At 57.8% G+C, this 26,477-nt stretch carries 43 protein-coding genes; 37 read left to right on the plus strand and 6 right to left on the minus strand.

Going from position 1 to position 26,477, the window contains the following annotated elements:
* Window positions 1–145: 145 nt before the first annotated feature.
* From ACNPN0_RS13165 to ACNPN0_RS13245, 17 genes are all read left to right on the plus strand, one after another.
* Window positions 146–532, plus strand: a complete 387-nt coding sequence (locus tag ACNPN0_RS13165) for a phage antirepressor N-terminal domain-containing protein (RefSeq protein WP_448938633.1) — start codon at window positions 146–148, stop codon at window positions 530–532.
* A complete protein-coding gene (locus ACNPN0_RS13170) occupies window positions 529–1,389 on the plus strand; it encodes a BRO family protein (protein ID WP_448938634.1) in 861 nt (286 codons plus the stop codon). The genes ACNPN0_RS13165 and ACNPN0_RS13170 overlap by 4 nt, the downstream gene beginning before the upstream one ends.
* The gene (locus ACNPN0_RS13175) at window positions 1,386–1,784 is read left to right on the plus strand and encodes a hypothetical protein (RefSeq protein WP_448938635.1); all 399 of its coding nucleotides are present in this window, start codon (window positions 1,386–1,388) and stop codon (window positions 1,782–1,784) included. The genes ACNPN0_RS13170 and ACNPN0_RS13175 overlap by 4 nt, the downstream gene beginning before the upstream one ends.
* A gap of 2 nt (window positions 1,785–1,786) precedes the next feature.
* Window positions 1,787–2,311 carry a single-stranded DNA-binding protein gene (locus tag ACNPN0_RS13180; protein WP_448938636.1) on the plus strand — a complete coding sequence of 175 codons (525 nt, stop codon included), beginning with the start codon at window positions 1,787–1,789 and terminating at the stop codon, window positions 2,309–2,311.
* A gap of 453 nt (window positions 2,312–2,764) precedes the next feature.
* Window positions 2,765–2,971, plus strand: coding sequence for a hypothetical protein (locus ACNPN0_RS13185; RefSeq protein ID WP_448938637.1), 207 nt, complete (start codon window positions 2,765–2,767; stop codon window positions 2,969–2,971).
* A gap of 120 nt (window positions 2,972–3,091) precedes the next feature.
* Entirely contained in the window at window positions 3,092–3,523 is a 432-nt protein-coding gene (locus tag ACNPN0_RS13190; RefSeq protein ID WP_448938638.1) for a hypothetical protein, read from the plus strand.
* 390 nt (window positions 3,524–3,913) lie between these two features.
* Window positions 3,914–4,321 carry a hypothetical protein gene (locus tag ACNPN0_RS13195; protein ID WP_448938639.1) on the plus strand — a complete coding sequence of 136 codons (408 nt, stop codon included), beginning with the start codon at window positions 3,914–3,916 and terminating at the stop codon, window positions 4,319–4,321.
* A 204-nt stretch (window positions 4,322–4,525) separates the two neighbouring features.
* A complete protein-coding gene (locus ACNPN0_RS13200) occupies window positions 4,526–4,906 on the plus strand; it encodes a hypothetical protein (protein ID WP_448938640.1) in 381 nt (126 codons plus the stop codon).
* A complete protein-coding gene (locus ACNPN0_RS13205; RefSeq protein WP_448938641.1) occupies window positions 4,899–5,288 on the plus strand; it encodes a hypothetical protein in 390 nt (129 codons plus the stop codon). Before ACNPN0_RS13200 ends, ACNPN0_RS13205 begins: the two co-directional genes overlap by 8 nt.
* A complete protein-coding gene (locus ACNPN0_RS13210) occupies window positions 5,288–5,617 on the plus strand; it encodes a DUF7316 family protein (RefSeq protein ID WP_448938642.1) in 330 nt (109 codons plus the stop codon). The genes ACNPN0_RS13205 and ACNPN0_RS13210 overlap by 1 nt, the downstream gene beginning before the upstream one ends.
* A gap of 136 nt (window positions 5,618–5,753) precedes the next feature.
* A complete protein-coding gene (locus tag ACNPN0_RS13215) occupies window positions 5,754–6,176 on the plus strand; it encodes a hypothetical protein (protein ID WP_448938643.1) in 423 nt (140 codons plus the stop codon).
* A gap of 63 nt (window positions 6,177–6,239) precedes the next feature.
* The gene (locus tag ACNPN0_RS13220) at window positions 6,240–7,160 is read left to right on the plus strand and encodes a hypothetical protein (protein WP_448938644.1); all 921 of its coding nucleotides are present in this window, start codon (window positions 6,240–6,242) and stop codon (window positions 7,158–7,160) included.
* A gap of 10 nt (window positions 7,161–7,170) precedes the next feature.
* Window positions 7,171–7,308: a hypothetical protein gene (locus tag ACNPN0_RS13225; RefSeq protein ID WP_448938645.1), complete on the plus strand. Its 138-nt coding sequence runs from the start codon at window positions 7,171–7,173 to the stop codon at window positions 7,306–7,308.
* On the plus strand, window positions 7,295–7,987 hold the full coding sequence (locus tag ACNPN0_RS13230) for a hypothetical protein (RefSeq protein WP_448938646.1): 693 nt from the start codon (window positions 7,295–7,297) through the stop codon (window positions 7,985–7,987). Before ACNPN0_RS13225 ends, ACNPN0_RS13230 begins: the two co-directional genes overlap by 14 nt.
* A 70-nt stretch (window positions 7,988–8,057) precedes the next feature.
* Window positions 8,058–8,465, plus strand: coding sequence for a hypothetical protein (locus ACNPN0_RS13235; protein WP_448938647.1), 408 nt, complete (start codon window positions 8,058–8,060; stop codon window positions 8,463–8,465).
* Complete coding sequence (locus ACNPN0_RS13240) at window positions 8,458–8,760, plus strand: hypothetical protein (protein ID WP_448938648.1); 303 nt, start codon at window positions 8,458–8,460, stop codon at window positions 8,758–8,760. Before ACNPN0_RS13235 ends, ACNPN0_RS13240 begins: the two co-directional genes overlap by 8 nt.
* Complete coding sequence (locus ACNPN0_RS13245; RefSeq protein WP_448938649.1) at window positions 8,739–9,155, plus strand: hypothetical protein; 417 nt, start codon at window positions 8,739–8,741, stop codon at window positions 9,153–9,155. The genes ACNPN0_RS13240 and ACNPN0_RS13245 overlap by 22 nt, the downstream gene beginning before the upstream one ends.
* A gap of 54 nt (window positions 9,156–9,209) precedes the next feature.
* Here the strand turns inward: ACNPN0_RS13245 and ACNPN0_RS13250 are convergent, their stop codons facing one another.
* Window positions 9,210–9,470, minus strand: coding sequence for a GlsB/YeaQ/YmgE family stress response membrane protein (locus ACNPN0_RS13250; protein ID WP_105661338.1), 261 nt, complete (start codon window positions 9,468–9,470; stop codon window positions 9,210–9,212).
* Between the two features lie 118 nt (window positions 9,471–9,588).
* On the opposite strand from ACNPN0_RS13250, the gene ACNPN0_RS13255 reads away from it, so the two are divergent.
* Window positions 9,589–10,116, plus strand: coding sequence for a hypothetical protein (locus ACNPN0_RS13255; RefSeq protein ID WP_448938650.1), 528 nt, complete (start codon window positions 9,589–9,591; stop codon window positions 10,114–10,116).
* Window positions 10,113–11,009 (plus strand): hypothetical protein, encoded by an 897-nt coding sequence (locus ACNPN0_RS13260; RefSeq protein ID WP_448938651.1) that lies wholly within the window; start codon window positions 10,113–10,115, stop codon window positions 11,007–11,009. The genes ACNPN0_RS13255 and ACNPN0_RS13260 overlap by 4 nt, the downstream gene beginning before the upstream one ends.
* Window positions 11,010–11,908: 899 nt before the next feature.
* Here the strand turns inward: ACNPN0_RS13260 and ACNPN0_RS13265 are convergent.
* The gene (locus ACNPN0_RS13265) at window positions 11,909–12,040 is read right to left on the minus strand and encodes a hypothetical protein (protein WP_448938652.1); all 132 of its coding nucleotides are present in this window, start codon (window positions 12,038–12,040) and stop codon (window positions 11,909–11,911) included.
* Between the two features lie 426 nt (window positions 12,041–12,466).
* Here ACNPN0_RS13265 and ACNPN0_RS13270 point away from each other — a divergent pair, with 426 nt between their 5' ends.
* Window positions 12,467–12,856, plus strand: coding sequence for a hypothetical protein (locus ACNPN0_RS13270; RefSeq protein WP_448938653.1), 390 nt, complete (start codon window positions 12,467–12,469; stop codon window positions 12,854–12,856).
* A 73-nt stretch (window positions 12,857–12,929) separates the two neighbouring features.
* Here the strand turns inward: ACNPN0_RS13270 and ACNPN0_RS13275 are convergent, their stop codons facing one another.
* From ACNPN0_RS13275 to ACNPN0_RS13285, 3 genes are read right to left on the minus strand one after another with little or no spacing between them, the layout of a single operon-like run.
* A complete protein-coding gene (locus tag ACNPN0_RS13275) occupies window positions 12,930–13,481 on the minus strand; it encodes a hypothetical protein (protein WP_448938654.1) in 552 nt (183 codons plus the stop codon).
* Between the two features lie 38 nt (window positions 13,482–13,519).
* Window positions 13,520–14,335: a GmrSD restriction endonuclease domain-containing protein gene (locus tag ACNPN0_RS13280; RefSeq protein WP_448938655.1), complete on the minus strand. Its 816-nt coding sequence runs from the start codon at window positions 14,333–14,335 to the stop codon at window positions 13,520–13,522.
* 23 nt (window positions 14,336–14,358) lie between these two features.
* Window positions 14,359–15,255 carry an excalibur calcium-binding domain-containing protein gene (locus ACNPN0_RS13285; RefSeq protein WP_448938656.1) on the minus strand — a complete coding sequence of 299 codons (897 nt, stop codon included), beginning with the start codon at window positions 15,253–15,255 and terminating at the stop codon, window positions 14,359–14,361.
* A 164-nt stretch (window positions 15,256–15,419) separates the two neighbouring features.
* Here ACNPN0_RS13285 and ACNPN0_RS13290 point away from each other — a divergent pair, with 164 nt between their 5' ends.
* From ACNPN0_RS13290 to ACNPN0_RS13320, 7 genes are all read left to right on the plus strand, one after another.
* Window positions 15,420–15,944, plus strand: coding sequence for a hypothetical protein (locus ACNPN0_RS13290; protein WP_448938657.1), 525 nt, complete (start codon window positions 15,420–15,422; stop codon window positions 15,942–15,944).
* Between the two features lie 11 nt (window positions 15,945–15,955).
* Entirely contained in the window at window positions 15,956–16,579 is a 624-nt protein-coding gene (locus tag ACNPN0_RS13295; RefSeq protein ID WP_448938658.1) for a hypothetical protein, read from the plus strand.
* A gap of 45 nt (window positions 16,580–16,624) precedes the next feature.
* On the plus strand, window positions 16,625–17,077 hold the full coding sequence (locus ACNPN0_RS13300; protein WP_448938659.1) for a hypothetical protein: 453 nt from the start codon (window positions 16,625–16,627) through the stop codon (window positions 17,075–17,077).
* A gap of 105 nt (window positions 17,078–17,182) precedes the next feature.
* Window positions 17,183–17,536: a hypothetical protein gene (locus ACNPN0_RS13305; RefSeq protein WP_448938660.1), complete on the plus strand. Its 354-nt coding sequence runs from the start codon at window positions 17,183–17,185 to the stop codon at window positions 17,534–17,536.
* Window positions 17,536–17,685 carry a hypothetical protein gene (locus ACNPN0_RS13310; RefSeq protein WP_448938661.1) on the plus strand — a complete coding sequence of 50 codons (150 nt, stop codon included), beginning with the start codon at window positions 17,536–17,538 and terminating at the stop codon, window positions 17,683–17,685. The genes ACNPN0_RS13305 and ACNPN0_RS13310 overlap by 1 nt, the downstream gene beginning before the upstream one ends.
* Window positions 17,686–17,888: 203 nt before the next feature.
* The gene (locus ACNPN0_RS13315; RefSeq protein WP_448938662.1) at window positions 17,889–18,404 is read left to right on the plus strand and encodes a hypothetical protein; all 516 of its coding nucleotides are present in this window, start codon (window positions 17,889–17,891) and stop codon (window positions 18,402–18,404) included.
* Window positions 18,405–18,603: 199 nt separating this feature from the next.
* On the plus strand, window positions 18,604–19,863 hold the full coding sequence (locus tag ACNPN0_RS13320) for a DNA methyltransferase (protein ID WP_448938663.1): 1,260 nt from the start codon (window positions 18,604–18,606) through the stop codon (window positions 19,861–19,863).
* Here ACNPN0_RS13320 and ACNPN0_RS13325 read toward each other — a convergent pair.
* Entirely contained in the window at window positions 19,860–20,123 is a 264-nt protein-coding gene (locus ACNPN0_RS13325) for a hypothetical protein (protein WP_448938664.1), read from the minus strand. The genes ACNPN0_RS13320 and ACNPN0_RS13325 overlap by 4 nt on opposite strands.
* A 117-nt stretch (window positions 20,124–20,240) precedes the next feature.
* Between ACNPN0_RS13325 and ACNPN0_RS13330 the strand changes: the two genes are divergently transcribed.
* The 10 genes from ACNPN0_RS13330 to ACNPN0_RS13375 all read left to right on the plus strand — a co-directional run bounded on the left by ACNPN0_RS13330 (window position 20,241) and on the right by ACNPN0_RS13375 (window position 26,427).
* The gene (locus ACNPN0_RS13330; protein ID WP_448938665.1) at window positions 20,241–20,702 is read left to right on the plus strand and encodes a hypothetical protein; all 462 of its coding nucleotides are present in this window, start codon (window positions 20,241–20,243) and stop codon (window positions 20,700–20,702) included.
* Window positions 20,699–22,126 carry a phage terminase large subunit gene (locus ACNPN0_RS13335; RefSeq protein ID WP_448938666.1) on the plus strand — a complete coding sequence of 476 codons (1,428 nt, stop codon included), beginning with the start codon at window positions 20,699–20,701 and terminating at the stop codon, window positions 22,124–22,126. The genes ACNPN0_RS13330 and ACNPN0_RS13335 overlap by 4 nt, the downstream gene beginning before the upstream one ends.
* A gap of 261 nt (window positions 22,127–22,387) precedes the next feature.
* Window positions 22,388–22,600, plus strand: coding sequence for a hypothetical protein (locus tag ACNPN0_RS13340; protein WP_448938667.1), 213 nt, complete (start codon window positions 22,388–22,390; stop codon window positions 22,598–22,600).
* A 9-nt stretch (window positions 22,601–22,609) separates the two neighbouring features.
* The gene (locus ACNPN0_RS13345) at window positions 22,610–24,184 is read left to right on the plus strand and encodes a DNA cytosine methyltransferase (protein ID WP_448938668.1); all 1,575 of its coding nucleotides are present in this window, start codon (window positions 22,610–22,612) and stop codon (window positions 24,182–24,184) included.
* Complete coding sequence (locus tag ACNPN0_RS13350) at window positions 24,181–24,807, plus strand: DUF6349 family protein (RefSeq protein ID WP_448938669.1); 627 nt, start codon at window positions 24,181–24,183, stop codon at window positions 24,805–24,807. Before ACNPN0_RS13345 ends, ACNPN0_RS13350 begins: the two co-directional genes overlap by 4 nt.
* Complete coding sequence (locus tag ACNPN0_RS13355) at window positions 24,804–25,127, plus strand: hypothetical protein (RefSeq protein ID WP_448938670.1); 324 nt, start codon at window positions 24,804–24,806, stop codon at window positions 25,125–25,127. Before ACNPN0_RS13350 ends, ACNPN0_RS13355 begins: the two co-directional genes overlap by 4 nt.
* Window positions 25,124–25,684 carry a hypothetical protein gene (locus ACNPN0_RS13360; RefSeq protein WP_448938671.1) on the plus strand — a complete coding sequence of 187 codons (561 nt, stop codon included), beginning with the start codon at window positions 25,124–25,126 and terminating at the stop codon, window positions 25,682–25,684. Before ACNPN0_RS13355 ends, ACNPN0_RS13360 begins: the two co-directional genes overlap by 4 nt.
* Entirely contained in the window at window positions 25,681–25,911 is a 231-nt protein-coding gene (locus ACNPN0_RS13365; RefSeq protein ID WP_448938672.1) for a hypothetical protein, read from the plus strand. The genes ACNPN0_RS13360 and ACNPN0_RS13365 overlap by 4 nt, the downstream gene beginning before the upstream one ends.
* Window positions 25,908–26,057 (plus strand): hypothetical protein, encoded by a 150-nt coding sequence (locus ACNPN0_RS13370; RefSeq protein WP_448938673.1) that lies wholly within the window; start codon window positions 25,908–25,910, stop codon window positions 26,055–26,057. The genes ACNPN0_RS13365 and ACNPN0_RS13370 overlap by 4 nt, the downstream gene beginning before the upstream one ends.
* The gene (locus ACNPN0_RS13375; protein WP_448938674.1) at window positions 26,050–26,427 is read left to right on the plus strand and encodes a hypothetical protein; all 378 of its coding nucleotides are present in this window, start codon (window positions 26,050–26,052) and stop codon (window positions 26,425–26,427) included. The genes ACNPN0_RS13370 and ACNPN0_RS13375 overlap by 8 nt, the downstream gene beginning before the upstream one ends.
* Window positions 26,428–26,477 lie beyond the last annotated feature (50 nt).

The raw sequence follows: 26,477 nt of genomic DNA on the forward strand, positions 1-26,477 counted from the left end.
CTTCCAGCACCAACTCCCTGGTACGTCCGCCCCCTCATGCGAGTAACCAGCTCGCGGCCGAACACCACCACCCTAAAAACTTTCAGCCCGTAACTGTGGGACCTACCAACCCAAAGACATTTACCGGCAGAGATGGAGAACCCTCATGGATAGAGTCATCGATCCAAGCGGACAAAACGCCACCATCAGCTTCGCCGACGCACTCATTCCGGTGATCTACGACCACGGCAAACCACGCATCATCATGAAGCACATCTTCACCGACCTCGGACTGGACTATTCCAGCGCACTCGCGCACTTGAAGAGCAATGCCTGGGCTGAAGTCGACCTGCACCTAGCGCGCGGCGCCGACGGACGAAAATTCCGGATGCAGACAGCCACCCCCGGCACGTTCCTAATCTGGCTCACCAGACTCACCAAGGTTCCCAAGCAGACCGAACCCCGACTCCGCCGGTACCAAGCCGAAACCATGCTCGCACTCACAGAACACGCCAACCATGCGTTCGCATCCCAGGAAAGGAAACTCCCATGACGACCCAAATCTACGGAATGCCGCCCACACCCGAAGAGACCATCAGCAAGGGAATCCGCCTCTTCGAATACTCAGGCCACGACGTCCGCACAGTAATGGTCGACGGCGAACCTTGGTTCGTGCTCAACGATTTGTGCGCAGTGCTCGAAATTTCGAACCCGCGCGACGTCGCAACCCGCATCGATCCAGTGACCGTCGGAAAAACCTACGCTGAGAATTCGCGAGGGCAACTGCGCGAAACAACGATCGTCAACGAGTCCGGCATGTACGAAGTCGTAATCCGGGCCAATGGCGAAATCGCACGCACCTTCCGCCGATGGATCACCAACGAGGTTCTCCCCGCAATCCGCAAGACCGGCACCTACAGCACCCAAGCCGCCGACGAAGACGAGTTCATGGCTCTGGCCGTCGTCAAAGCGCAAAGCATCATCGCCAGAAAAAACCTTGAGCTCGCCGCCAAAGACGAAAAGATCGCAGTCCTGGAACCAAAAGCATCCGCGTGGACTGACCTTGTCTCATCCACCGGCTCACTGTCCTTCCGGGACGCAGCCAAAGTCATCAGCGAAGAAGGCGGCGTGACGATCGGGGGAGACCGGCTGATCAAGAAACTCCTGGACTGGGGCTGGTGCTTCCGGCCCGCAGCCACGGTCGAAGAAAGATCCAAAGGCAAAGTTCGTTCGGTCCGCGCATACCAAACCCAGATTGACGCGAAAACGCTCACCGAAAAAGCCAAAACCTACACCGACCAGCAAACCGGCGAGAAGAAGCTCTCCAACAACCCGCAGACCCGCGTCACCGGCAAAGGCCTAGACCGGATCCGCACCCGCCTACTCAACGAAACGGAAAGCAACGAATGAACACCATCGAGCCAGGAATGACGTGCCGTCTCGGCAAAGCGAAGACCGCCGTCCAATGGGAAGTCATTGACTTCAAACCGCAGTCGCTGACAGTGCAGCTGTCGAAGCTGGGCGGCGACGGATACGTCAACAAGTGGAGCACTGTCCAAGAACTGATCGACCTGCAGCCCCGGCTGCTGCCGGTCACCCTGGCCAGCGTCCTCGCATGGCAGGAGAAAGTCCGTAACCTCGGGGCGAGCCTGAGCGACACCGGACGCTTCTTCGCCAACAGCGGCAAGTGCGTCGACCTGGCCAGCAAGATCAACGCGCACACCGAAGGCTTCCACAAAGCTGTTGCCGGCGACAAGGCAGGCATCCAAGAGCACTACCCACACCTCATCCAGAAGGAGAACTAAGCATGGCAGGCGAGACCGTTATCACCGTCATTGGAAACCTGACCGCGGATCCGGAACTGCGCTTCACCCCGGCCGGGGCTGCGGTTGCAAACTTCACGATCGCTTCGACCCCGCGCGAGTTTGACCGGCAGTCGAATGAGTGGAAGGACGGGGAAGCCCTGTTCCTCCGAGCTAGCGTGTGGCGCGAAGCCGCGGAGAACGTTGCCGAAACCCTCACCAAGGGCATGCGCGTCATTGCCCAGGGGCGCCTGCGTTCACGTTCCTATGACACCAAGGAGGGCGAACGCCGAACCGTCATGGAACTGGAAGTAGACGAGATCGGCCCGTCACTGCGCTTCGCCTCGGCCAAGGTCACCCGCACTCAGCGGGGCAACGGTGAAGGCGCCGCCGGCCGCGGCAACGCCGGTAGTGGAAACGCTGGCTGGAACAACGGGTCCACGGCTGGCGGAAGCCCAGGTGGCGGCTGGAACAGCCCTACAGGCAACGGGGGATGGGGCAACCCGCCGGCCAGCGAACCACCTTTCTAAACTACTTCCCACCTGATGAACCGGGTGCGTGTGACTATGCAACGGTTACGCGCACCCATCAGGAGGAAGTCTTGCAGAAAGAGCTAGCAATCCCACGCTACAACCGCCCGAACGCGGAGTGGCCACGCCACCGGGCCAAGAACCGCAAGCGCAAAAGCATGCGGTCGCGGCTCGCCCGGGAAACGCAGCAACGAATTGATAAAACCACGATGAAAGGGGTTGTGTGACCTTGCCCATCCCAGTGATTGCCCTGAAGCCGCCAAAGCCACGCCTGACACCGGCCAAGGTCCGAACCGACCTCTGCGGTTCGTGCGACCGGCCCGTGTCACAGACCGGCGAATGCGGCGGCTGCAGCGACTAGTTGTCGGATCAACAAGTGATGATTAGTGAGGCCCAAATGGGTCTCACTAATTATTTCCATCCACTCCACTTTTTGAAAGGCCACCACTCGCAATGGAAAACCACGGCAACCAGGCCACCGAAGCAACGCCAGCCGACTCAGAATTCATCGAGAACCTAGCCGACGTAGTTGCACAAATGATCCCTGGCGTAAGCCCTGCAGAAGCGACGCACAAGCTTGAATATGTAGGCCTGGCTTTGGCTCGCGGTGACCTCTACAAGCGCGCCATTGAGATCGTCCAGGGCGTCCCCGGCCCCTGACATTCTGCGGTTAGCTGCTTCGGGTTACCAGGTCGAAGCAGCCAACCGGGCGACACCAGCACCACCTGCACCAAGAGATGGAGACCCCAGCATGAGCCACCGAACAGGTAGCAACCTGCGATGACCAAAGACAAGAAGCTCGACCAACGCCCCTATATCGCCTTGGCCAACGAGTACCACCGGCACCGTAAAATCCGTGGCCTTTCAGATGCCGCATTCCGTATCCACGTGACCCTGCTGCTGGTCGCCAACGAAGAAACCACCGACGGGATCGTAGCAAAATCGGACCTGTTCGCCCGCGGGACCAAGGTCGGAAAAGAGCTCATTGAAGCCGGCTTAGTGCACGAAAAAAACGGCGTGTATATTCTGCACGACTATTTAGAGCACCAAAAGTCCAAAGCGCAGATCCAGGAGCTCAGTGCCGAGCGCGCGAAGAACGGTTCCAGCGGAGGCAAAAAGGGCATGCATCTGCGGCACCACGTGAATAAAGGCGTGCTGAACGACCGATGCGAACTCTGCTTGGAGCACGGTCTGAACCCGGATATTCCGTAAGCAAGTTGTAAGCAAACACTTAGAAATTGGTTAGCAAGCTTAGAAACATGAAACTGCTGGTCAACCCAACTATGACCAGGTTATCCACAGCTAAGAAGCTAAGCAAAAACACGGCAAACCAAAAACAAGACACCCAAGTCACGGCCCGAATATCACGAAAAAACCTAAGCAAACCTAAGTGAATCTAAGCAAAAAATAAGCACCATTTAACCACTACTTACTTACGTAAGTAGGCACGCTCAGTTTCGTAGTACTCATCTTTTAAAAGATCCATCTAAAAAAATCGTCGAATCGTCCAGGACTTAAACGCGAAGCACCACAACGATCGACGATCAAATAATCCCCATCAAAAAACCAACGGACACCAACCAGCGGAAAGAAACTCCCACCATGCTCACCGAACGCCAAGCACAACTCATCGCCGCCACCCTCGAAGAACTCCGCCCCAAAGACTGGCGCGCCCAGCAAACCCTCGACGTCCTCAGCGCCCACCACCAGCCCTACGACTTCAAAACCCTCGTGCAAGTCGCAATCAACGCCGCCCTCAACCCCAGCATCAAATCACCCAGCAGCATCTTCCTCGACGGCAAGCACTGGAACCTCCCCGAGCCACCCAAGCAACGCCCAGTGAACCCCAGGTGCCCCGACCACGACTGGTACGACGCCCACGCCTGCCACGCCTGCGACGCCGACATCCGAGAAGGCAACCGCCCCGAACAATTCCGCGGCCACAAAATGCCAAAAACCCCAGCACCCCGACCAGCGAACTGGAATGAACTAACCCAAACCGGCACCTGACCAACCAGCGCCAACACCCCACAGCAAGCCCAGAACGCCCCACAGGGCGATTTCAACCGTGCTGAATGAGCAACCAATCACCTGAAACATTTCTAACCCCGCAAAACGGCTCACAGCGCCCCAGCCAAAAACAAGCGCATCCCACACCACCACCCATACAACGAGAACGATCAACCCAACAGACCAAACAACCCAGGAACCCAAATGCCAACCCGAACCACCCTCATCGCCCTCGCCCTAATCCTCCTCGGGATCTTCTTGCCCAACCTCGCAGGCTCCCTAGCGTTCATGGCCGGCGCATTCCTCCTAGCTGCCGTCAACTACATCGAACGCGAGCCGTACATCGGCACCGGCTGGATAGCGTTCGCCACGGCTGAAATCCTCGGACTGCTCGCCGCACCAGACCCGGCAGTGTTCATCGCCGCAAGCGTCGGCATCGGCCTCATCGTCTACGGCATGGGCAGGTCTGCCGGCGAACAGCGAGCGTGGCGAAACCTGCTGCGCGTCCTGGCCAATGATTCTGAGAACCAGGACGCCATTCGGCGGGCTCGGAACATTGCGAAGGGCCGGTACTTCAGTGAGTGAGCTGCATGACGAACTGGTTATCCCGTTGACGTCGGCCCAGTGGCAGGCGAATTTCTTGTCGATGAATCAGCGGTTGTCGCATCATCCGAAGAATGATCGGACCCAGTATTGGCGGCAGTTGCTGGGGTCTTTGGCCAGGAGTCAGCGGGTGTTGCGGGTGCCTGGTCGTGGTCGTGTGGAGATTTGGTTCCGGTTTCCGGTGGCGCAGCGGCGCGAGGTGGCCAACCTGCAGCCGACGTCGAAGGCGATTGTGGATGGGCTGGTTGATGCTGGCGTTTTTGAGGATGATCGGGACGAGTTGGTGGTGGGGCCGGATAATCGTCGGACTTGGCCGAATGGTCCTCATGAGGTGCGGGTGAAGATCTTCAAGGAGGGGTCGTGATGACTGTGGAACTGCCGGATTATGTGGTTGAGGAGAATGTTGTGCAAGAGGTTCAGAAGGTGACTCGGGTGGGTTTGCGCCTGCCGGATGGTTCGGTGATTTGGGCTGATGGTGATCAGGTGATCGAGTTGCCTGTGGGGACGGCTTTGCACCGGTATTCGTTGGTGAATGATCCGGAGGTTCGTGCCCTGTTGGTGGCGGCGTTGTGTCGGCGTGCTCAGGGGGTGGGGTTGCCTGAGGCGTCGTTCGTTGGTTTGCATGCGGTGGTGATGCAGCAGCATGTGACTGAGGTTTCTGTGCCGGTGGTGGTTGATTCTTTGGTTTTGTGATTTTTAGTTTGGTGTGAATTTTTCTTGTTTGGTTGTTGCTTGGCCGGCCCATAACGTGTAGTCTGATGTTATCAACTTGTGGTGTACCAGCCACAAGGACAAAGGGCCTCACCAACCCCGAGATGGAGCACCAGCAATGACCTACCTGATCAAGTCGCACCACCACGACGCGACCCCAATCAAATACTCAGAAATCACCGAAGGCGACACCGTCGCCCGGCCAGTCAAAGACACCTACACCGTCGGCGTCGCCGCCAAAAAAGGCGTCCGGAAGTGGGTCACCGAAAAAGGTGAACTCGTCGCCACGCCCAGCCACCGCGCGTTGTTCCGCATCAACCGGAACCACCCGGTGCCGGACATGGAAGAGAACCCGCTGATCCTCGCATACCGGGTCACCGCCGGCATCGACAGCGGATTCCACACGAACGCGAAAGGCTGGCAGCTGCGCGCTACCGGCAACGGATACGCGGCCGTCGATGACGAACCAATCCACGGGGAAAGCTACTTCCTCCCCGAAGAAGTGCACGACTGGGCACCAGCCCAAATCAATCCGGCCTAACCAGCCGGCAGCAACCCACACCGTTCCTCACCAGTTCGGCTCGCACCAAAGGAAACTCCCACATTGAGTCGTTTCAAGATCCTCGTTATCGGCGACAACGTTGAAGAACAGCTCGCGCCCTACGATGAAAACCTCACCATCGAACCACAGGTAGACGCCGGCTGGGACTACCTATCGAACCTGAAAAACGCGCGTAGCTTCTACGCTGAACACCCAGAACACCTGCCGAAGAAGCCCAGCGGCGATACTCACACGCTCTTCACGATCAACGACCTCGATCTCCTCCGTGACTACAACGAAGGCGAGGACATTCGAGAAGAAAACGGCAAGTACGTTCGATACACCACCTACAATCCCAAGTCCAAGTGGGATTACTACGTGATTGGCGGCCGCTACAACGCATGGTTCAAGATCAAGCCCGGCGCCAACCCAGAGGACTATCACCCCAGCGAGCCCCACTGGTCAGAGAACTTCGGTAACGCCTCCAACCATGCCAACGCCTCCGACCAGGCGATGAAGCGAGCCATCGATTTCCCAGCCATGGTCGCCGCACGTCGAGCCGCCGCCGAAGCTGAATGGGCAAAGCTCACCGAAGCCACCAAAGGGATCGTGCCGCCAACCTTCGGCTGGGCGGAATGCCTGGACAAGCACGGCCAGGAGAACATCGACGCAGCCCGCACAGAGTGGAACACGCACCCCTGGAACACGGCAGCACGCAAAGCCGGATTCTGGGATGCCTACGAGGATTTCCACATGCGCGCCGCCAACCCGCGCGCCGCATACATCTCCGCCCAGGAAGACTTCGCCACGACTGGCTTCTACGGCGTAGTCAAAGACGGCGTCTGGTTCGCACGCGGCGACATGGGCTGGTTCGGGATAAGCAACGACAAGGTCAGCGATGCCGAATGGCGGGCCCAGGTCCGTGAACTGATCGAAGGTCTTCCGGATGACACCTGGCTGGCTAACGTCGACTGCCACATCTAAGCAGCCGACCATGAATAGCCAAACCATCGGCTCGCCTGCAAGCATCACCGCCAACCAACAGGCCGGCGGCCGACACCAGGCCTTGCCCCACCCCATCCCCGTCACCCAGCACGCAAGCATCAAGGAGACCCGCCATGAACGTCATTGACCACTTCCCAGACGCCCACCTGATCGAGACCAAGGACCTGCGCGAGGGCGACGTCATCGCCTACACCCCAGTAGGGCAAGCCAACAGTTTCTGTGTTGCCGTGTACGACCATTACGGCCCTGGTGGACAGAAATACACCAGTGACGGGTCCATCATTGGCCCCACCGCGAGCGGGTTCCACCTGATCAACCGACCCTCCCCGCCACTGCCCACCGGTTTCGGGGAAATGGTGCGCATCATCAATCCCGGCACATCCGGCATCTTGCTGCCCGGCGAAGTACTAACCCGCAACGAGTACGGGGACTTCGTGAACCGCCGGAACGGCGTCGGCAAGGACGCGTTCAAGGAGAATGGCGTCACCTGGGAACAGGTCTGGTTCACCAACATGGGACCCGACGTTGACGTGGTGGACGTCGAAATCATGCCAGCCGACGACGAACCAGAACCCGCACCAGCGCCAGTTGCGCTGCCGGTAGGCCCCGTCCTAATCCACATCGCCAGCGGCAGGTACAAGGGTGCGATCGGACGCCGTAACTACACCGACCGGTTCGGCACCTTCAACTTGATCACCGAGGAAGGTGAACACTTCCAGATCGAAGAATCCGAAGTACAAGAGTCCACCTGGGAAGCAGTTGTTCTGCGCCGGAACGACTCGTTCTACGCCACCCCGTCGTTCTAGCCAGCCCCGCACACCGGCCGCCCCGCGTCTTGGGGGCACGAGGCGGCCCCACTATTCAAGGAGTAAGGCATTGTCTGACCGATTCATCGAAACCATCATCGAGGTCGCAACGAAAGCGCCAGGAAGCCGCATCCTGGTCGTCACCCCACGCAGAGCGACAGTCATGCAGGAGATTGACGCTGCGGTGTCCGCCACCAGCCTGAAAACGACCTACCGCGCCCCATACAGTGAATACGCGTTGAGCAACGGCTCGGTGATCCAGCTTGGTCAGATCACCAGCACCCGTGACACCCATCGTTACGCGGGTGCCGAGTTCCAGCTGATCGCATTCGATGACATGGAACGTTACTCGATAAAAGACGTGGCCTATATGGAAAGCCGGTTGCGCGCCGAAGGTAGATTGCGTGAGGACATGGACGCCCAAGGCCTGCAGCTAAGCTCAACGTTCCGCGGCAAGGGCGGTGCCGGTAATGGGTGACCTATTCCCCAAGCCAGGGGAGAAGCCCTGGAACCTCTCAGCGTTCGGCACCAAACCCCAACCCCGCAAGGGATACCGGATCCAGGTCGAAGCACACACCGGTGATCCTGAGCGCGCGCTCACCCGGCTGCACGCCTTCACCAACGCAGTCGAAACCAAAGTCCGTCAGCTGCCCGCCGGCGAAACCCTCGACCCCGGCACCCTGAACATCACCACCATCAACGTCGCCGGCCAAACGATCTACCGGGCCACCTTCGAAACCAAGGAGACCAAATGTCAGACCAGGCCCCGCTAACCCCGGACGCGCTCGAAGCGGGTGCGAAAGCGTTGTTCCTGCGTGAACGGAAGTACCACACGCCGAGCATTGAATGCCCAGAACCGCCTGGCTGGGAAGACCTCACCGAAACCAGCATGGAACACTACCGGGGCAACGCACGCGCTGTCCTCGCCGTCGCCCAGCCGGTAGTTCGCGGGTACATCATCGTCGATAAGAAATCCAACGCGATCGACTGGGACGGTGAACTACACCCATCCATTGAATCAGCCATTGAATCCATGACAGGGCCACACCAGAACATGTGCCGAACTGCCGAGGAAGAAGACGACGCTGCAAACGACGGCAGGACAGCCTGGTGGCGCATCTACTCGATCCATACCGTTACTGACCGCCCGGCGGTGGACGATGTCTAGGCATGGCGAACGGGGCCTCACCTCGAAAGGTAAGACCCCGTTCTGTCGCGCAAACTACGCCTTCTTGCGTGTGATCAGTCCCCAGATAACGAGGACGATCAGCGAGCCGCCGATGGCCAGCAACCACGTAGACAGATCCCAGAATTCGTTTACTCCGACTCCGAAGATCGCGGATCCAATCCACCCGCCAACGATAGCGCCAACAACACCAAGCACCAGGGTAGCGAGCCAGCCGCCACCCTGCTCACCAGGCTTGATCGCCTTAGCGATCGCACCAGCAATAAGGCCTAAAACAATCCAACCAATGAAACCCATAACTTCCTCCTGTTGGGATCGAGTGACTTCGTTCAGCATCAGGACTGAGATGCACAAGGGAAAACAATACAGGTCGAAGCACAGGAATTACTAATCAAAAACATAGGAGGCGATTCCCATGGGCGCCAATGACAAGCATGAAGCCACCTACCACGGCGCAGAATACACCCCGGATACTACGAGAGTCCGACATGGATACGTTGACCATGTTGACTACTCTGCTCAGCTCCATGGACTGCCCTCGAACGATAAGGGCGCGGGTGAAGCTTTCGACCGTTGGCTGGAAACCGTGCGCGCCGAAGCGAAAGCAGAAGCGCTCGAAGAAGCGGCCAGTGCGTACCCCGTGATGCTCCGTGACATGGTGAGCCGAGGCAGCGTAGCGGCCTGGCTCCGTGCCCGCGCCGACCAGCACAAGGAACACCAGGTGCACGAGGCCTCCCAGATGCTGCAGAAGTTGGTTGAGATGGTGCAGGCCAACAAGGATTACATCGTGCCCACCCGGGCACAGGTTGAAGCCCTCTACCAGGAAGCCGCCAACCAGGGGCACGGCCTCATGATCGTTGAGGGGAAACCAGGCACGCTGCGCATTGCACCTGGTGCGGTCCCGGGTGAGCTGATAGTCGTCAACCCGGAGGCTCTGGCATGAGCGCCCACGACGTGCTGCAAGCATTGCGGCATGATCTGATCCGTGACGATTACTTCCCTGGCGGCTTGTTCTATGCCGAGCTGCAGGCGCCCAGCGCTGACCGGCGCATTGATGCCCTGTGGGTGGAGAAGTTCAGCGGCAGGGTTGTCGGCTACGAAATCAAAGTAACCCGCCAAGACCTGCTGGGCGAGCTGCGGCAGCCGGATAAATGTGACCCGTGGAAAAGGTACTGCGACCAATGGTGGCTGGCCGTGGGTGACCCGTCCATCATCGCCGGCCTGGAGGATCAGATTCCGGAGGACTGGGGCATCTGCACCCCACCGACAGCTGCGAACCGGCGCAAAATGACTGTCCTGCGGCCGGCGCCGAAGCTGGCCCCCGTGGACAAGACCCCGCTGTTGGGGAAGATTGCTGGCGTGGTTGGCAGGGACATTGCGGATGCGCGAATGAAGCAGCGCAACGCTGAATCCCAAGAGGAACGGCTACGTACTGAAATTCGGCAACTGCAAGCCGCCCTGAGGGAAGCCGGCGTCACCAAGGAAAGCGCCACCATGACCGACCTGGTGCGCCGCGCCCTAGACATCGCAACCGACAAGCTGAGCTACGGGTCGTATATTTTCAACCAGTACAAGCTGGACCGCGAAGATGGCATGGCCGAAGAATCCGAGCGCCTGGCCGAATTGCTAATGCACGCTCACCTATCACTCGAAGTGGACAAAGACCTGCTGCGGGAAGCCACCGACCGGGCCGAGACCATGGAACGCCTATTCCGTGAAGCCGTGGAGCCGCTACGCAAGGGCTGGCGATCCGGCACCATCCTAAAGAAAATAGACGAACTGCTGGCCGAACGCGCGACACCAGCCGAAGGAACTCTGTTCGAGGTGGAAGTGTGATCAAGGCAACCACTACGACAAGTGTCGCAACTGCGGGGTAAGCGAAGGATTCGCCGAACCGGGCTGGTGCCGGCAGTCGTGCAGGCACCAGCCAAGCAGTTAAGTCAGCGAACGACCGAATAGAGGCACGGCAATGATCTGAACCATCTCCAAGATTGGAACCCCGTGAAGCTGTGCAACTATGAGCAACAGAATAATCACGACGATCAGAAAGAGAAGCACGATGTTCCAGCCTGGGTGCCGCCTTGTCTGCACCGGGACCTCTGCAGTGGATACCGAATTGTTGATTGTTGAGCCATTCGTGGCTATATTGATTTCGAACATGTCGATCTAGTTGTCCTTTCATTGGACGATAAGACCCACAAGCCCCAGTTGCCGCCCTGTCGGATTTCCTGTAGAGTGGCAGTATAGATAAGAGAACTAGTGGGTTTTGAATGAATCTACGTGTTGATGACACAACTACGAGGGTTCTCCCAGTATAGCACATCATTTCAAGTGGTGTGCCTTTTGCTGTTTAACATTGCACGTTGAGCGACTCATCCGTGCGCTTGATTGAATCATTTTCCCGTAAGGCCGACAACCTCTTGCCCTACATGCTGCAGTAATCATGGAGCAGCTAAGCGATGTGTGCTCGGCCCAGGGAATTGCCACCTTGCAGCGGCAAGGAAGCCCAACTCTCGGGTGAGTAGCCCATGGAGACCATGGAGCTGCCGGACGGGTACTGTCCGGCATGCAAGGAACCGATCACGCACCGGCAGAAGAAGCGTGTTATCCCCGGCCCGAACCTGCTCAACCCGTTCGGTGCTGTCGGCGTACAGTTCCACCAGCGCGGGAAATGCCAAGGCGACGCAGCTGCCTACGAAGAGAAATGGATGGCCGCGGAACCAGGCCAGCCCCGGTCATTGCTCACCATGCGCTGCAGCGGCACGGTCACGGTGCACCACAACGGCACCGGCGAATGCCACGGCAGGAACAACGGTAAAGCTTGCCCGCACATCCGGGCCCAGCACCGGGGAATGCAAGCTTGTCATGTTGGGTCTGGGTGTTGTGGTCGGGGGTGCGCGCAATGGGCACCCTGGCCTAACCCCGGACGGACAGCTGAAAGGCAGCCTCTTCTGATCATCAGATGCACCCCTGCGTAGCCAATCCATGTGCAGACTCACCCGGAAATACGAGACCCCACCAAGGGGGAACCCCTCAAACCATCGGCGGCGTAATCCCGTCCATGGACACTTCGAATGAGAAGTTGTCGATAACTCCGTCGATGAGGCTAGGGCACGAGAAACCCCGGATAACCATTGAAAAAACGCAGGAAAAACAGGCATCTGCGACGGGAAACAGGCTCCGGTCTGGAGTTTTCCAAACTGTCTCGGCGACTGGCGAACCTTCAGGAAACATAAGGTTGACTCACCGCTTCAAACCGGCCGTTACGTCACTTAATACCTGCGAAGGAAACCATGCTCACTTTCTGCTCCAACTGCACCGAAATCATCAAGAATGATTCACTGTCGTTCAACGGTTATGTCCATGCAGACACGGATCTTTCCCAGTGCCTTTCGATGACCAGCGCCACTGCAACGTTCGGAGTGCGAATCCTGGAAAACGAAAGCCGCACCATCCACGCACTGGGTGCTAGCACGATCGATGAGGCGCTAGTAGCGCTCGATCGATACCGACGTTATATGTATGACGACACTATTGAGGCACTTGGAATCGAGTCTTTTGCTATCCGCCAAGATTTCGTGCAGGAGGCGCCGAACGAAGACTCGGAGACAGTGAGGCTGGTCCTGGTTCCTGATGCTATCGATCTTGACGGGTACACCCCAATGGTCAGTTTCGAACCATAAATAAGGAAATGAAATGAGGGGTAGCGAAATCGCTGCCCCTCATCTCCTATCCAATTCCAGCTGAACTCAGCCACTACATCTTCAACGAAGCGGCATCCTCACACACTGCAGCGCCCGGGTAATTCATACACGCCACCTGAACATCCGTACTCGATGGAATATAGTGATCAACCATGCCCATGACACCAGGGTTATCTTGCAGCGCGCTAAGCCATTCATTCACGGTGCTGCAAGCCTCCAAAGTCTCCCGAATGAGCAGTTCAGAAGCATCCGAATCAGTCTCCTTCGCCGCAGCAACCGAAGCATCCGAACACTCGGCAGAAACCTCAACCCTCTGGCCACCAGGCACGCCCAGCCAAGCACTGTCCGGATCAACCGCGCTACGCTCGGCGTCCGTTCGCTCAGATGAAATCGAGAAGCACCCGATGTTCCGCATCTCAGCCTGCGCTTCTTCGGAAGCCACTTCACTTGACGGGATCGCCTTCAGCAGTGGGAGAAGCTCGGGACAATTCTTGCCTTCGTCAATGGCACTTCGCAGTTCAGACAGCTGACTCTCCGGTGTGGTGCAGCCCGCTAATGCAAGCAACAACAAGCCCATTGACATGCCGGCGATGAACTTCTTCAAGTTTGCTCCCTACTGATTTTTTGGAAACCACTATTTTTCTAACTGCATCGTTCGTTGAGGATCCGAGCGCTGGCACTGTGCTCAGCTTTCGTCATCCACAGGTCGTACTTGTGCTTCACTTCGATCTGACGCGTGACGTACTCGCACCAGTAACCGCGGTTTGGCGGCAACCAGGTTGCCGCGTCACTATCGCCCTTGGATGAGTTCGTAGGACCGTCCACTGCTAACAGATTGAGTGGATCGTTCGAGAACGCAATCCGACGTTCGGGAGAGAGCTTCTGCGCGCCCTTCTGCCATGCATCCGAAAGCGCCACGACGTGGTCAATCTGCACCGCGTTACTGGTTCCTTGACCGCGCTGGAACTCGATGGTCTTCCCGGTAAAGGGGTCGAGCAGAGTTCCTGTAAGAACCACGCAGTCACGGGTTCCAGGCTTGTACGTGTGCACATCCAAATCCCGGGAGAGGATGTCGTTGCGGGCATCGCAACCATTTCGATCCGGGTCACCCCAACCGTTGCCGAACAAGTCACGGTCGTAACCGGTCTTTGGTGCGCGACCCTTGATGGGAACCTCACTCAAAAGTACGGATGCTTTCGTGCTGCCAGTGCTGGCGCCGTCTGTCGAATTTGGCAGGGCCTCCGATGACCGTGACGGTGTCGGCTGCGAGTCATTGGTATCGGGCTGCTCTGACGGAGCCTCCGTGCTGATCGTAATCGGCGGAGCCTCTGAACGGATCACGATCGGTGGCAGCGTCTCCGAAGCAACTTCTGTGTCTGCAGCAGCGTCAAACGATTCGGCCGGCGCGGGTGCGGTACCAGTTGCAGTTCCGCACCCGCACAGAACCAGCACCATCATGATGGCGCCAGAGACCTTAGGTGCTAAGAGTCGCAACCGATCCCGTCCCCATCGCGATCAAGGTGCGAAGCGTAGCCAGGTTCGCCACGGCTGATCGGGGCCGCGCCTGCTGCACGGGCCTCGGTGCAGTTCGCATAGAAGGCACTGGCCGGCGCCGGAGCTTCGTAGGCTTCCTCGATGGCTTCTTGCTCGGCGATCCTGGCAGCCTCTTGCTGTTCAGCTAACCGTTTTTGTTCAGCCTTTTCAGCAGCAGCTGCGCGTTCAGCTTTTTCCTTGACGGCCTTTTTCTCAGCAGCCTTCTTTTCAGCAATAGCCTTAGCTTCTGCAGCTTTTTTATCTGCCGCCGCTTTTTCTTTCGCAGCCTTCTCTTCGGCTACTTTCTTGGCAGCCAGAATATTCTTGTCGTGATCTTCTTGATTCGCCCAGACCAGAACGCCCTCGGCGCTTTCATCGCAGTAAAGCTTTTCCGCACCTTGTTCCATGACCAGCTCGTCACCTTCACATTCCTGGCCTACGAAATCGGCTATAGCGGTTGGCGAAGGCGATTCTGAGGGTGTCGGGGTTGGCGACTCGGTACTGGTGAGAATCGGGTCGCCGCTTGCGGAAGCAGCCGGCGGAGGAGTGGTCTCAGTAGGCCCCATGATGGAACCGCTGATGAACATCATGATGATCATGCCGAATCCGAACCATCCGGACTTGCTGCGTCCCTTGATCGGGAGACCAGGGATTTTACCTTTCACCATGCCAATAATTGCAAGGATTACGCCAACGAGTGCGATCAAGACGAATAATTCTGGGATCAGGAAAAGCAGCAGAACGAGCACAGCCAGGATCGCAAGTATCACCCAAAGAAATTTACGGTTCTTTGGCTTCCGGGTCGGAGGTCGGTCGGGCGCAATGGGGCTGGGAAAGTCGGTCATGGGTCCTTCTAAAGAAGTTGCGAGTGTATACCGATACTTAGTTTGACGAAGCCCGTGATTAAAGGCAATTTAAAGGTTTATTGTTAAATTTCGTCAAAAAACGTATACCCGCCAAAATAGAAAGTGAATCGCCTCCCGAAGCATCTAAACCAAAGGATGAACCCATGAAACATCTGACTAATGCTGTGCGAATGTCAGTCAGCCACGGTAATTGGTACTCAGCTCTAACGCTCGCACTCGTGTTGCCTGACATCTGTTCAAAAGTGGCTGAACCAAACGAGAGATTGGTGAAAAAGAGATATACCCGATGGGCAGACCAATACTTCACGCCAAAATACACCCACGCCATGGGACCAGAACGCACAGAACACGTTTTTTTGTCCAGCAACGACTTCTATGCTCTCCGCTGCGCGGTAGTTCATGAAGGTTCCGACTCGGTCATGGAGCAAAAAGCGAGAGAAGCACTCGACCGCTTTCAATTCATCGCGCCGCATCCGGACGGGCACATCATTCACTGCAATCTTTTGAATACTCACCTTCAACTTCAGGTCGACATATTCTGCGCAGACGTCTGCGCAGCTGTCGATGAGTGGCATGCCAGCATATTGGAAGGCTCAGATCAAGCAAAACGAATCTCGGAGTTGATGATCATTAGAGACTTTTCCGCTGGCGAAGGGTTCTCATTTTGAAAACATCTGACATGACGGCAGAACAGTTCGAATGTCTGATCCCGAGCCCCGACGCGTTCAAAGAGGGTGTCCTCTACTGCTCCACAAATGCGACAAATGCCGTGGATATTTGGGTTGCAGCGGGCACCATCGGCTCCGCGGTAGCTGCGGTAGGTTTGGCTGCTTGGACCGTTTATGACTCACGAAAGAAGATAAAGCGCGAAGATCAAACTGTACGCCGTACTGTGTTGACCCAAGAAGGCGATTTGGTCACCCAATCTCTAGACGAAGTCGATCGTTCGAAGCCCGAAGAGCTTTTTAGATCGCTCAGTAAAGCTGCGGCAGCGGCAAGGAAATTTCAAGTACGCGCGGCTTCTTTCGGGCCGTCGGAAAGGGAATTCTCAGCCGATCTATCTGACCTAGTGTTCGGCCTTGGTATGAAAGTACACAACATTGTTGTCGCATTTGAGCATGATGCTGACTACAAACCATCTATGTATGACCTAGAGATCGACTTTGGATTCAAATTTGATGCAGCCAAACACCTTATCCAAAAAGGAGTAATTCAGGTGTCTGACGCGACTACGAAGGGTGAGGTTGTGAAAGTGGTGGCAGGATTCGGAGAAGAATCACGAAAGATGCTGGAGAATCTCTGAAAGCTTATTTTCGCAAAGCAGTACGCCAAACCATAATATGAACCTATGGAAATTAGTGTTTGGTTGCCTTCCGCAGCCGCTGTCTTCGTGGGGCTAGGGAGTACTTGGATCACCACTAGAGCTTTATCGAATTCCGCCCAAAGAATACGCGAGGAAGCAAGAGTAGACGCTCTACGTAGCTATGAGTTGGCACTATTTGATATGGCTGAGTATTGGTACTCGGAAGCAACGTCAGGAGTTGGAAGGCACAGTCAGCCGGGAGATCGACTTGAACAGGCTCGAATTAATGCGTACCCTTACTTACCTGAATTCGAGGACACCAAAGTGAGAGGTGCATTGTTTTCGCCGGAACCGTTCATTTCTGATGGATTCTTTCCTGGTACCGTTGCTGACCATTTCTATAAGCTCGGACAGAAGGTCGAAGACCATCTTCGTAAATTTCCAAAAGGTGCTGACAAAGCAGTGAAACGTCGCAAAAATGATGACCAGCCAAAGTAATTGTTTGCTATGCTGATGTTATCAACCCGGTTCTAACCAAGCCACAGGGGTTGCACCCACTCCCTCGTCTTACCAGCGAGGATCACCCACTAGAAGGAAACTCCCATGTCGCATTTGACGACCCCGCACACCCAAGCGCTGCCAGCACCAGTATCGGCCACCGCCCACGCGAGCATGCCCGAGCCACCCAGCCCTCAGCCGCTGCACTACAAGCCGAACTGGCCATTCTCCGCCGGCGCCACCACTCAGGAAATCGAGAACGTCACCTGCCGCGCCTGCCTCGAAGCGATCCAGACGGAACTCGACGTCACCTGCCACCACCAGCTCTCGAAGAACACATTGTTCGAGCCGGGGGAGTACTGCGACCTGATCGCCCTGCCCGCCGCCGAATACTGCTTCCAGCACGCGGCAGACCACGGCGCGCACGACGCCCTGGCCCAATGGGAAGAGGCAATCTGATGGCCGGCGACATCGAATACCTCCTCACCCTCGGCCTCACCATTGACGAGATAGCCCACCGGGCAGGACGAACGCCCACCGCCATCCAGCACGAGCTCGACGAACACCGGGCAGCAGTCAAAGAAGAAAGGCGTGTTTCACCAGATTGAAAGTAATTCAATCTGGGTAGAATGGGTAGTGGACTCACCACCACTCGCACACAGGGGGACCGTTGCGGAAAATCTGCCCAGCCTGCCACACCCGAACAGACCACATTATCCACCCGGACTGCGTTGTCTGCGAAGGGAACGGATACATCGTTCTCGGCGAAGGAGCAGTCAGCCTCTACACGCCAGAAGCAGTATCCCAAGCCGTGGAACTAGGCCTCGAAGCCGTGGCACGAACCGCCGACATGACGCTCACCCTGTCAGACGACCGCGCAGCTTGCATCCGCTCAGCAATCGAGAAGATGCAAGTTGCCGGCCTGCTCTGTGCGGAAGAATCGCCGTACATCAACAAGGTCTGGTGGAGTAAGCCGCCGGCCAAGCAACCCCGTGACGAACACGGCAAGTTTGCGTCATTCATCGACGCGGGGGAGCTGGCCGAACAAGCCGTACAAGAATCGTTGATCCCGATGGACTTCGTTCTCGCAACTGCTGCACCCTACGAATACCAGGAAGGCGAACGCCCCAACGCGCGCGGCCTGCCGGTACTCTCCGCCAACGGGCATCCATCGCACCTCGCCCGAGTCGCGGATCCCCAGGAGCCGGGACGGGACACCACGGAATGGGTTCGAGAGCGGAAGCTCAACGAGCGACGGGCGATCATCTTGGAAGAAGCTGCGATCAAAGCGGCGCAGAAGAAACTACGCAAAGCGGCACGAGTGTAAAGAATGTGGCCATCTGACAGGTAAGAGTTCCGAGCCGGCGGTGAACACGGCGCATTGACGCAGATACAGCGGAACCACCACATACCCAAGGCCACCACTGGCCCCCAACCAGTGGTGGCCTATTCTTTTGCCCTCCCACAAGGTGGTGGGGTTCAAAGCCACAATATGTTTTCCGTCCACCCACCAGAGGAAAACAACCATGACCATCCCCACCCTCAACATCAACCACACCACCGTCCACGTCAACGACCTCAAACCGTACGCAGGCAACGCACGCCAAAGTGACATGGACAGCATCAAAGAATCAGTCCAAACCCACGGACTCTACAGATCCATCGTCGTCCGCAAAACCACCATGGAAATCCTCGCCGGCAACCACACCTGGCAAGCCGCCAAAGAACTCGGCATCACCCACATCAGCGTCGGAATTATCGACGTTGACGAGCACACCGCCCTCAAAATAGTCCTCGCCGACAACGGCACCAACGACAAAGCAACCTACGACGACCAAGCACTAGCCGAACTCCTCGCAGCCCTTGACGGCGACCTGACTGGCACCGGCTTCATCGACCAGGACTACGACGACCTGCTCGACGCACTCAACGACGCCGACCTCGCCACCCAAGACACCGACCTCCTTGGAGACCCCGACGACGCACCAGAACCACCCATCACGCCACTATCCAAACTCGGCGACGTGTTCACCCTCGGCCGGCACCGGGTCATCTGCGGTGACTCCACGGATCCCGACACCTTCACCCAACTCATGGACGGCGCCACCGCAGCATGCATGTGGACAGACCCGCCCTACGGCGTCGAATACACCGGTGGCACCGCGGACCAGCTGACCATCCAGAACGACGGCGCGGAAGACCTTGACCAGCTCCTGCACGCTGCGTTCGCTGCAGCGCTCCCAGCACTCAAACCCGGAGCGCCTGTCTACGTGGCCCACTCCGACACCCGCCGCATCAGCTTCGAAACAGCCATGGCCAGCAACGGGTACCTGGTGCGACAGAACCTCGTGTGGGTGAAAAACACTCTCGTCATGGGCCGTTCCGACTACCACTACAAGCACGAGCCGATCCTTTACGGATTCACCCCGGGCGGTGAAGGGCGGCTGGGCCGCGGCGGAGAACGCTGGTACGGCGACGACAAGCAGACCACCGTCATCGAAGTTGATAAGCCACAGCGCAACGGGATGCATCCGACTATGAAACCAACTGAGCTGATCCTCAAAAACCTCGAGAACAGCCTTCAGTCAGGCGATACCGTGCTGGACCCGTTCGGCGGTTCCGGATCGACGCTGATCGCCGCGCACCAGCACGGGTCAAGCGCGCGCCTGATCGAACTCGATCCGCGCTACGTCGACGTCATCTGCCTGCGCTACCAGATGCTCACCGACGACCTGCCGCAAAGAAATGGTGAGCCACAAGATTTTGTGGCCCACCATAACGTCTAACGATTCTGCGTGTTGCGCCGCCCAGGGTCCGGGCGCGCAGCAACCCATCGCTCAATAGTTGAACGCAACCACAAAGGGCTGCGCCCCTTGTCAATGTCGGGGTCGGGTACATCACTTGGCGTGAGTGTGCCCGGCTTGCCGGCCAAACGCTCAGCGGCAACACGGCTGTTAGTTCGGGCTCGCTTCACACTCAACGCACGCGTGGTGATGCCAATCATTTCCGCAACTTCAGCACTGTCGATGTACTCGTCTTTACTCATGATCCAATCCGTTCAAGGTAATCCCATGTTATCAACATGAGTCGACGAAACGCCCCTGATCCCACAAAACCAGCACCAACTCACGCATGCTGACGATTCCAGAAGAAAGGCGGACCAGTGGCGCAGAAAACCAGCCCAAGCGACGTGAAAGCGCACGCACGCCGAATCAAGGCACTCCAACTCCGAGCCGCACGCCTCACCTACCAGCAGATCGCCGACCGGCTCTACAACGGCGACCGCGGCAACTGCTGGCGGGACATCCAGAAAGCAATCTCGGCACAGGAAGCAGAAGCTGTCAACGAAGTCCGGGCCCAGGAGGTCCTACTCCTCGACGAGCTGGCACGGCCACAAATAAAGAAAGCGTTAGAGACCGGCGACGACAAAGCCGTGATGGCCGTCCTGCGCATCATGGAACGCCGCGCCAAATACCTTGGTCTGGACGCACCAACGCAAGTAGAGCAGACAGGAACCGGCGGATTCGCGGTCATGGTCAGCCCCGACATGCTCCCGCCCGGGGCTGACCTCAGCGCACAAGAAGCCAGCGGAGAAGTTGCTGAGGGGGAAGAAGTCACCCAATGACCGCCCCTGCCGTCAAGGTATGGCGGTACCCGTTCAAACCGTATGCAAAGCAACGCCAAGCACTCACCTCACCCGCGGATGAAGTGCTCTTTGGTGGTTCCCTCGGCGGCGGTAAATCAGAAGTACTCCTTGCCGCCTGCGTGACGGTGTGCACCCTTGTGCCTGGCGCGAAAGCGCTTCTTGTACGCCGAAGCTTTGGCGAGCTATCAGAGCTCGTAAAACGTCTCCGCGAACGCCTGCCCGCAGAAATTGCGAAGTACAACAAGTCTGAGCACGTGTTCCACTTCGCCAACGGTGCCGAACTGCACCTCGGCTATCTGGAACGCCCCGAGCATGCGACCCGCTACCAAGGGCACGAATTTGTTCTAGTCGCCTTTGACGAGCTCACCCACTACGACAAAGAGTCCTACGTGCTGCTCATGTCGCGCCTGCGCGCCACAGGGCGTGTAGCTGAGCGGATGAAGCAACTCCGGTTGCCGTTACGCACCCTCTCCGCATCTAACCCTGGCTCCAAAGGCCACGGTTGGGTGAAAGCGCACTTCATCGACCCAGCACCACACAACACGCTGTTCACGGATGAAGAATCTGGTGCGCGGCGTATCTTCATCCCGTCAAGCCTCTACGACAACCCCTACATTGACCACGCTGAATATTTGAAAAAACTGGGTGCCATGGACCCAGACCTGAAACGCGCCATGGTTGATGGTGACTGGGACATTATTTCCGGCACTAGGTTTAACCAGTGGCGTACGAAACATCATGTGATCAGCCCGTCGCAACTGCCTATCCCTGCGCTCACTGGCCGCAAGGTGATCGCGGTCGATTACGGTTTCTCTGCGCCGTTCGCCGCGGTCTGGCTGTGCCTCCTGCACGATGGGCTGGTGGTCCAGTACCGGGAAGAATACGCCACCGAGCTAACTGCCCGGCAGCAGGCTAAGCGCATTCTTGAACTGTCAGCTGAGGAGGAAGCGATAACGGGGGAGAAGATTCCCATTGTGATGGACAAGGCCATGTGGCGACGCAACGACGCGACCACGAAAAAGAACCTGAACTCGGATTTACCACCCGTCGGGTCGCCGGCACACGACTACATGAAAGTACTCGGGCGGGTGCCACATAAAGGTGTGAACGATCGTGTTCATGGGTGGGCTCAGCTCGATGAGAAGCTTCTTGTTCGTGAAGACGGGTTTGCGCGGTACATGGTTTATGACACGTGCCGGGACACCATCCGTACTTTGCCCGCGTTGCCGCGTGATAAGCGGAACCCGGAAGATGTGGATACTCATGCGGAGGATCACCTGGCCGACGGGATCCGTTATGGGCTGATGTATTTGGCGGGCAAGCGGGTGGGACAGAAGACGGCTGATCATCGGCGCAAGCCGTTGTCTCCGATTACTGGTGGATTGCGGTCGAACGAGTTCTGAGGGTTGCGCCCAAACACGGTAGTTGATAACATCAGACTACACGTTCGGTTCTTACCAAACTGAACAAACAACTTGTACGATTGAACCCCGGGTCACCAACCCGGGCACAAACGGGGCGTGTAGGCAGGCGCAACGGGTCCACAAGCTACTGGAACCCATAAGCCTTAGTCACAACCCACCGCGCACCTGGTTCGAATCCAGGACGCTCCACAAATAATCGAGCGGCTCACCACCGCTACCACCTACCAAGGAAACTCCCACATGATCAGCATCCGTGCAACCAAATGCACCCCCACCAGCAACGCAGCCAATGTCTGCCACCGCTGCGGCATCGGCCACCAGCCCCGTTCCACCATCACAGGCGAACGCGCCAACTACTGTAGCGCCTGCCGGCCAGAAGCAGTACGCCTTGGCTGGTGCGAACCCACCGAGCGCCAAGCCCAGGCCGCCGCCCGCCAGCTCCAAGCAGCATAGGGGCGCGCCATGAGCTACGACCTGACTATTACTGACATGTTCTGCGGTGCCGGCGGATCATCCACCGGGCTGCTAGAGATTCCCGGTGTGACCGTGAAAACGGCGATGAACCACTGGGAACGCGCCGTAGAGACCCACAGCCTGAATCACCCGTCGACTGACCACGTGCTCGCGGATATCCAGGTGACTGACCCGCGCTACGTCGCATCGTCGGATATCCTCTGGGCTTCACCGGAGTGCACCAACCACTCGGTGGCCAAGGGTAGGAAGCGGATCACCAACCAGCCGGATTTGTTCGGCGATTCCATCGCTGACGAAGCAGCGGAGAAATCCCGGGCAACCATGTGGGACGTGCCCCGGTTCGCTGAACAGCACAAGTACAAGCTGATCATCACCGAGAACGTTGTGGACGCGGCCAAGTGGGTCATGTTCGACGCTTGGCTGATGGCTATGAGCTCCCTCGGCTATAACCACCACATCGTGTACATGAACTCGATGCATGCCCAGCTTGGCGGCCTGCCAGCTCCGCAGTCGCGTGATCGCATGTACGTGATGTTCTGGCTGAAGGGCAACCCTCGACCGGACTTCGACAGGCTACGTCCCATGGCGTACTGCCCAACCTGCGATGAAACAGTGCGGGCCATGCAGATCTTCAAGAAACCCAACGAGCGGTGGGGCCGTTACCGGGCCCAGTACAACTACCGCTGCCCGAACACCTCCTGCCGGAACCAGATCATCGAGCCTGGCTGGCTGCCGGCAGCGCACGCCATCGACTGGTCGATTCGTGGGCAGAAGATCGGTGACCGTGCACGACCGCTGGCAGATAAGACCATGGCGCGCATCCGTGCAGGGCTGGAAAAGTACGGGCAGACTGAGCCGTTTTTGTCTCTCATGCGGTCCGGGCGTGCCCGCAACTACTCGACCAACGACACCTTGCAAACTCTCACAACTGAAGGTGCCGGGCACTGCATGGTCGATCCAGTCGGTCTAGCCATCGACGCGGTACGCGGTTCGCACATCATTACCCGCACCGATGAACCATTCGCGACCCAGACCACAAGCTATACCCGTGGCCTGCTGGTTCCAGTCGAAGGGCGCAATGGAAAGTGGGCACAAGCATCCGATGAAGTGATGCGCACGCCTACCACCCGCAACGAAACCGGATTGTTGACCACGCCTGGGCATCACATGCTGATGGAGTACTACGGCAACGGGGTGACCCACCCGGTATCGAAGGCGATCCCGACGATCCCCACCGTGGACAGGTTCGCCATGATCACCACCATGCGCGGCACCAACCCGCAGCAGGTTGAAGGTAGCTCTCGCCCAGTCTCAGATCCTCTCCGGACACTGACGGCAGGCGGGATACACAACGGAGTAGCTGAGTGGACCGTGGAGGACATCAACCAGTGCGAGTTCCGCATGCTGGAGCCACACGAAATCATGGCAGGCATGGCGTTCCCCAAGACCTACCAGATGACCGGGAACAAGCGCGAGCAGGTCAAGCAGTCCGGCAACAGCGTCACCCCGCCGGCAGCCCGCGACTTGGGCACCATCGCTGTAGAAAGCCTGTTAGCAGCATGATCTTTGAAGGGCAACTCGACATCTTCGAGCTTCTGGAAGCAGCAGAAGCACGAGCACCACAGGCGCACATGAGCGCTGGAACCTTCATGGTTCCCGGGTGCCTTGAAGCCATGTTCGAGAAGAAGGAAGCACACCACCGGAAATTCTCAGTGACCAAGGGGAACTGGAAGCCTTACCAAGGATGGGGGCCTTGCGCCACTAGCGGACACGGGTCCCCGCATTGGGCTCAGAGCTTTGACGCTGATCTGCGCTGCCAGCATTACGGACGGTCGGAATGCTCATGCGTCGGCTCGTTGGTTTACCGGGTGTACTGCCACAACTGCGATCACTGGACCGGTATTCACGCCCACGAAAACTTGGCGTGGGAAGAACACCTGGATCACTGCTGGCCAGGATGGCGTGACTTACCGGTGCTAGAAGGAAAGCGATCAGGGTTCGGCTACAAGTTCACGTACCCGGATGGCTACCCGGAAAGCTTCATGATTCCAGGCTCACCGATTCTCGATTGTCGAGGTGCTAGTTCAATCGGCGGCAAGCACGTTGCCGGACACTCGCCGTTCGGTGGCGTCAAAGTCGGCGTAATCCAAGAATGCAAAGCGCACGACAGGGGAGGCGGGCAGTGAGTGGCTATAGGCATCGTGAGCCGGGCCGTGTGCGCCGTGCAGTAGCCGTCAAATCACACACCGTCTACAACCAAGCGGTGCAAGAGGCAGCACGCATCATCAGCAACGCCCGGGAGCAAGCGCACCAGATACGGCAAGCCGCCCTCATGGAAGCCGAGCGTGATGCGAGCGCTATCCGAGAAGCAGCGTATGCGGAGGGCTTGGCCCTAGCTAACCCTGAGTTTGCCGCTAGCGAAGCCGAGCGACGAGCTGCCGGGCAACGGCGCCTGCGTGAAGCCACCAACGAAATCTACGGACTGAAACTAAAGGACGCATCATGAATCTAGATCACTTCCGCAAGGCAACGCACGTCACCGAAGCCCTGGTGGAGCAGCTGGCCATTGTTTCCTGGGAGGACATTCGCAAGCGCGCGAATGCGCCCCTGCCGTCCTGGGAAGTTGCACCAGCTGATGAAAAGAATCAGAACCGCGCCAACGTCCTGGCCGTGCTGAATATGATCGTTCCCGTCCTGATCGAGCAGGGCTGGCTCCCGGCCACCGTGAACGATGGAATTCGGGAGGCAGTTCGTGACTTCAGCATCCACGATCTGCACAAGTCCCTCATGAACTCGATCATGATTGACCGGGAAGCCAGTGGCCACACCACCCAGGAGGGCCTAGCCGGGTATTCCGAAGGCGTGGAACACGGGACCGTCAGCCTTGCCATGCGTATCACGGACGCCCTGAACGGTGTGCCGTCAACCGTGGCGCAGGACATTGCCGAAGCCAACGCAGCGAAGGTGCGCCGCCTGGAAATCCTGCGTGACCAGCTGGACGCCGAAGGCATGAACGCGAGCGTCGTAGGCCGCATGTGGGAAGCCTTGGACGTCGCCAAATGAGCAACCTACCCGGCAACCCGCACGCTGAGGCAGTGCGGGAAGCATACAAAAACGCGGCGAACCACCGGGCGCAGATCGAAGCCACCCTTGCCCTCGCATACGAGCATCGCTTGGCTACCTTGGCAACGCTGTTCAACCTCCCCGATGACAGTGCGATTCCCGGCGTGGACTACACAGAAGCTGCACGACAGCTTGCCGAGGGACTCGGTATGAGGGCAGAAAAGTGAGTGAGCATGTCACCAAGGTCGAGAACTTCGACAACGGTGTGAAAGCGTCCTGCACCTGCGGATGGATCGACCGCTGGCCAGTAGCCGACGGATCAGCCCAACAATCAGCCTACGCACACAAGGAAAGGAACCAAGCCTATGCCTAACCAGCCCCCGCTAAACCCGGACGCGCTTGCTGAAGCGATCGAAACGATAGGTCGGCTGAACGTGGCAAGCGTTGAGCCAGCGATTGTGGGGAGGCTTGCCATTGAAACGTACCTTGCCGTCGCCCAGCCGGAACTCAAAGCGAAGTCAAAACCAGAACCAAATTTGGAGTTAGTCACACCGGCAGTGACTGGTGAGCAGATCAATGTCGCCGGGTGGACTTGCAATGGAATTCACGAATCGGGCGACTACTCAACCTGTGAAGAATGCCGGGATGCCTGCGACGATCTTGCCCGATTTTACAACCACATGATGCAGAACCCTCGACAGTTCAAGCATTGGACGGGCCGCCCGGAGGTGAACGATGCCTAGCCAAGGAGTTATTGACGCTTCATGGGGTTGGGGTATCGCGCTGGTTGTGT

The sequence above is a fragment of the Glutamicibacter sp. AGC84 genome (genome assembly GCF_053543575.1).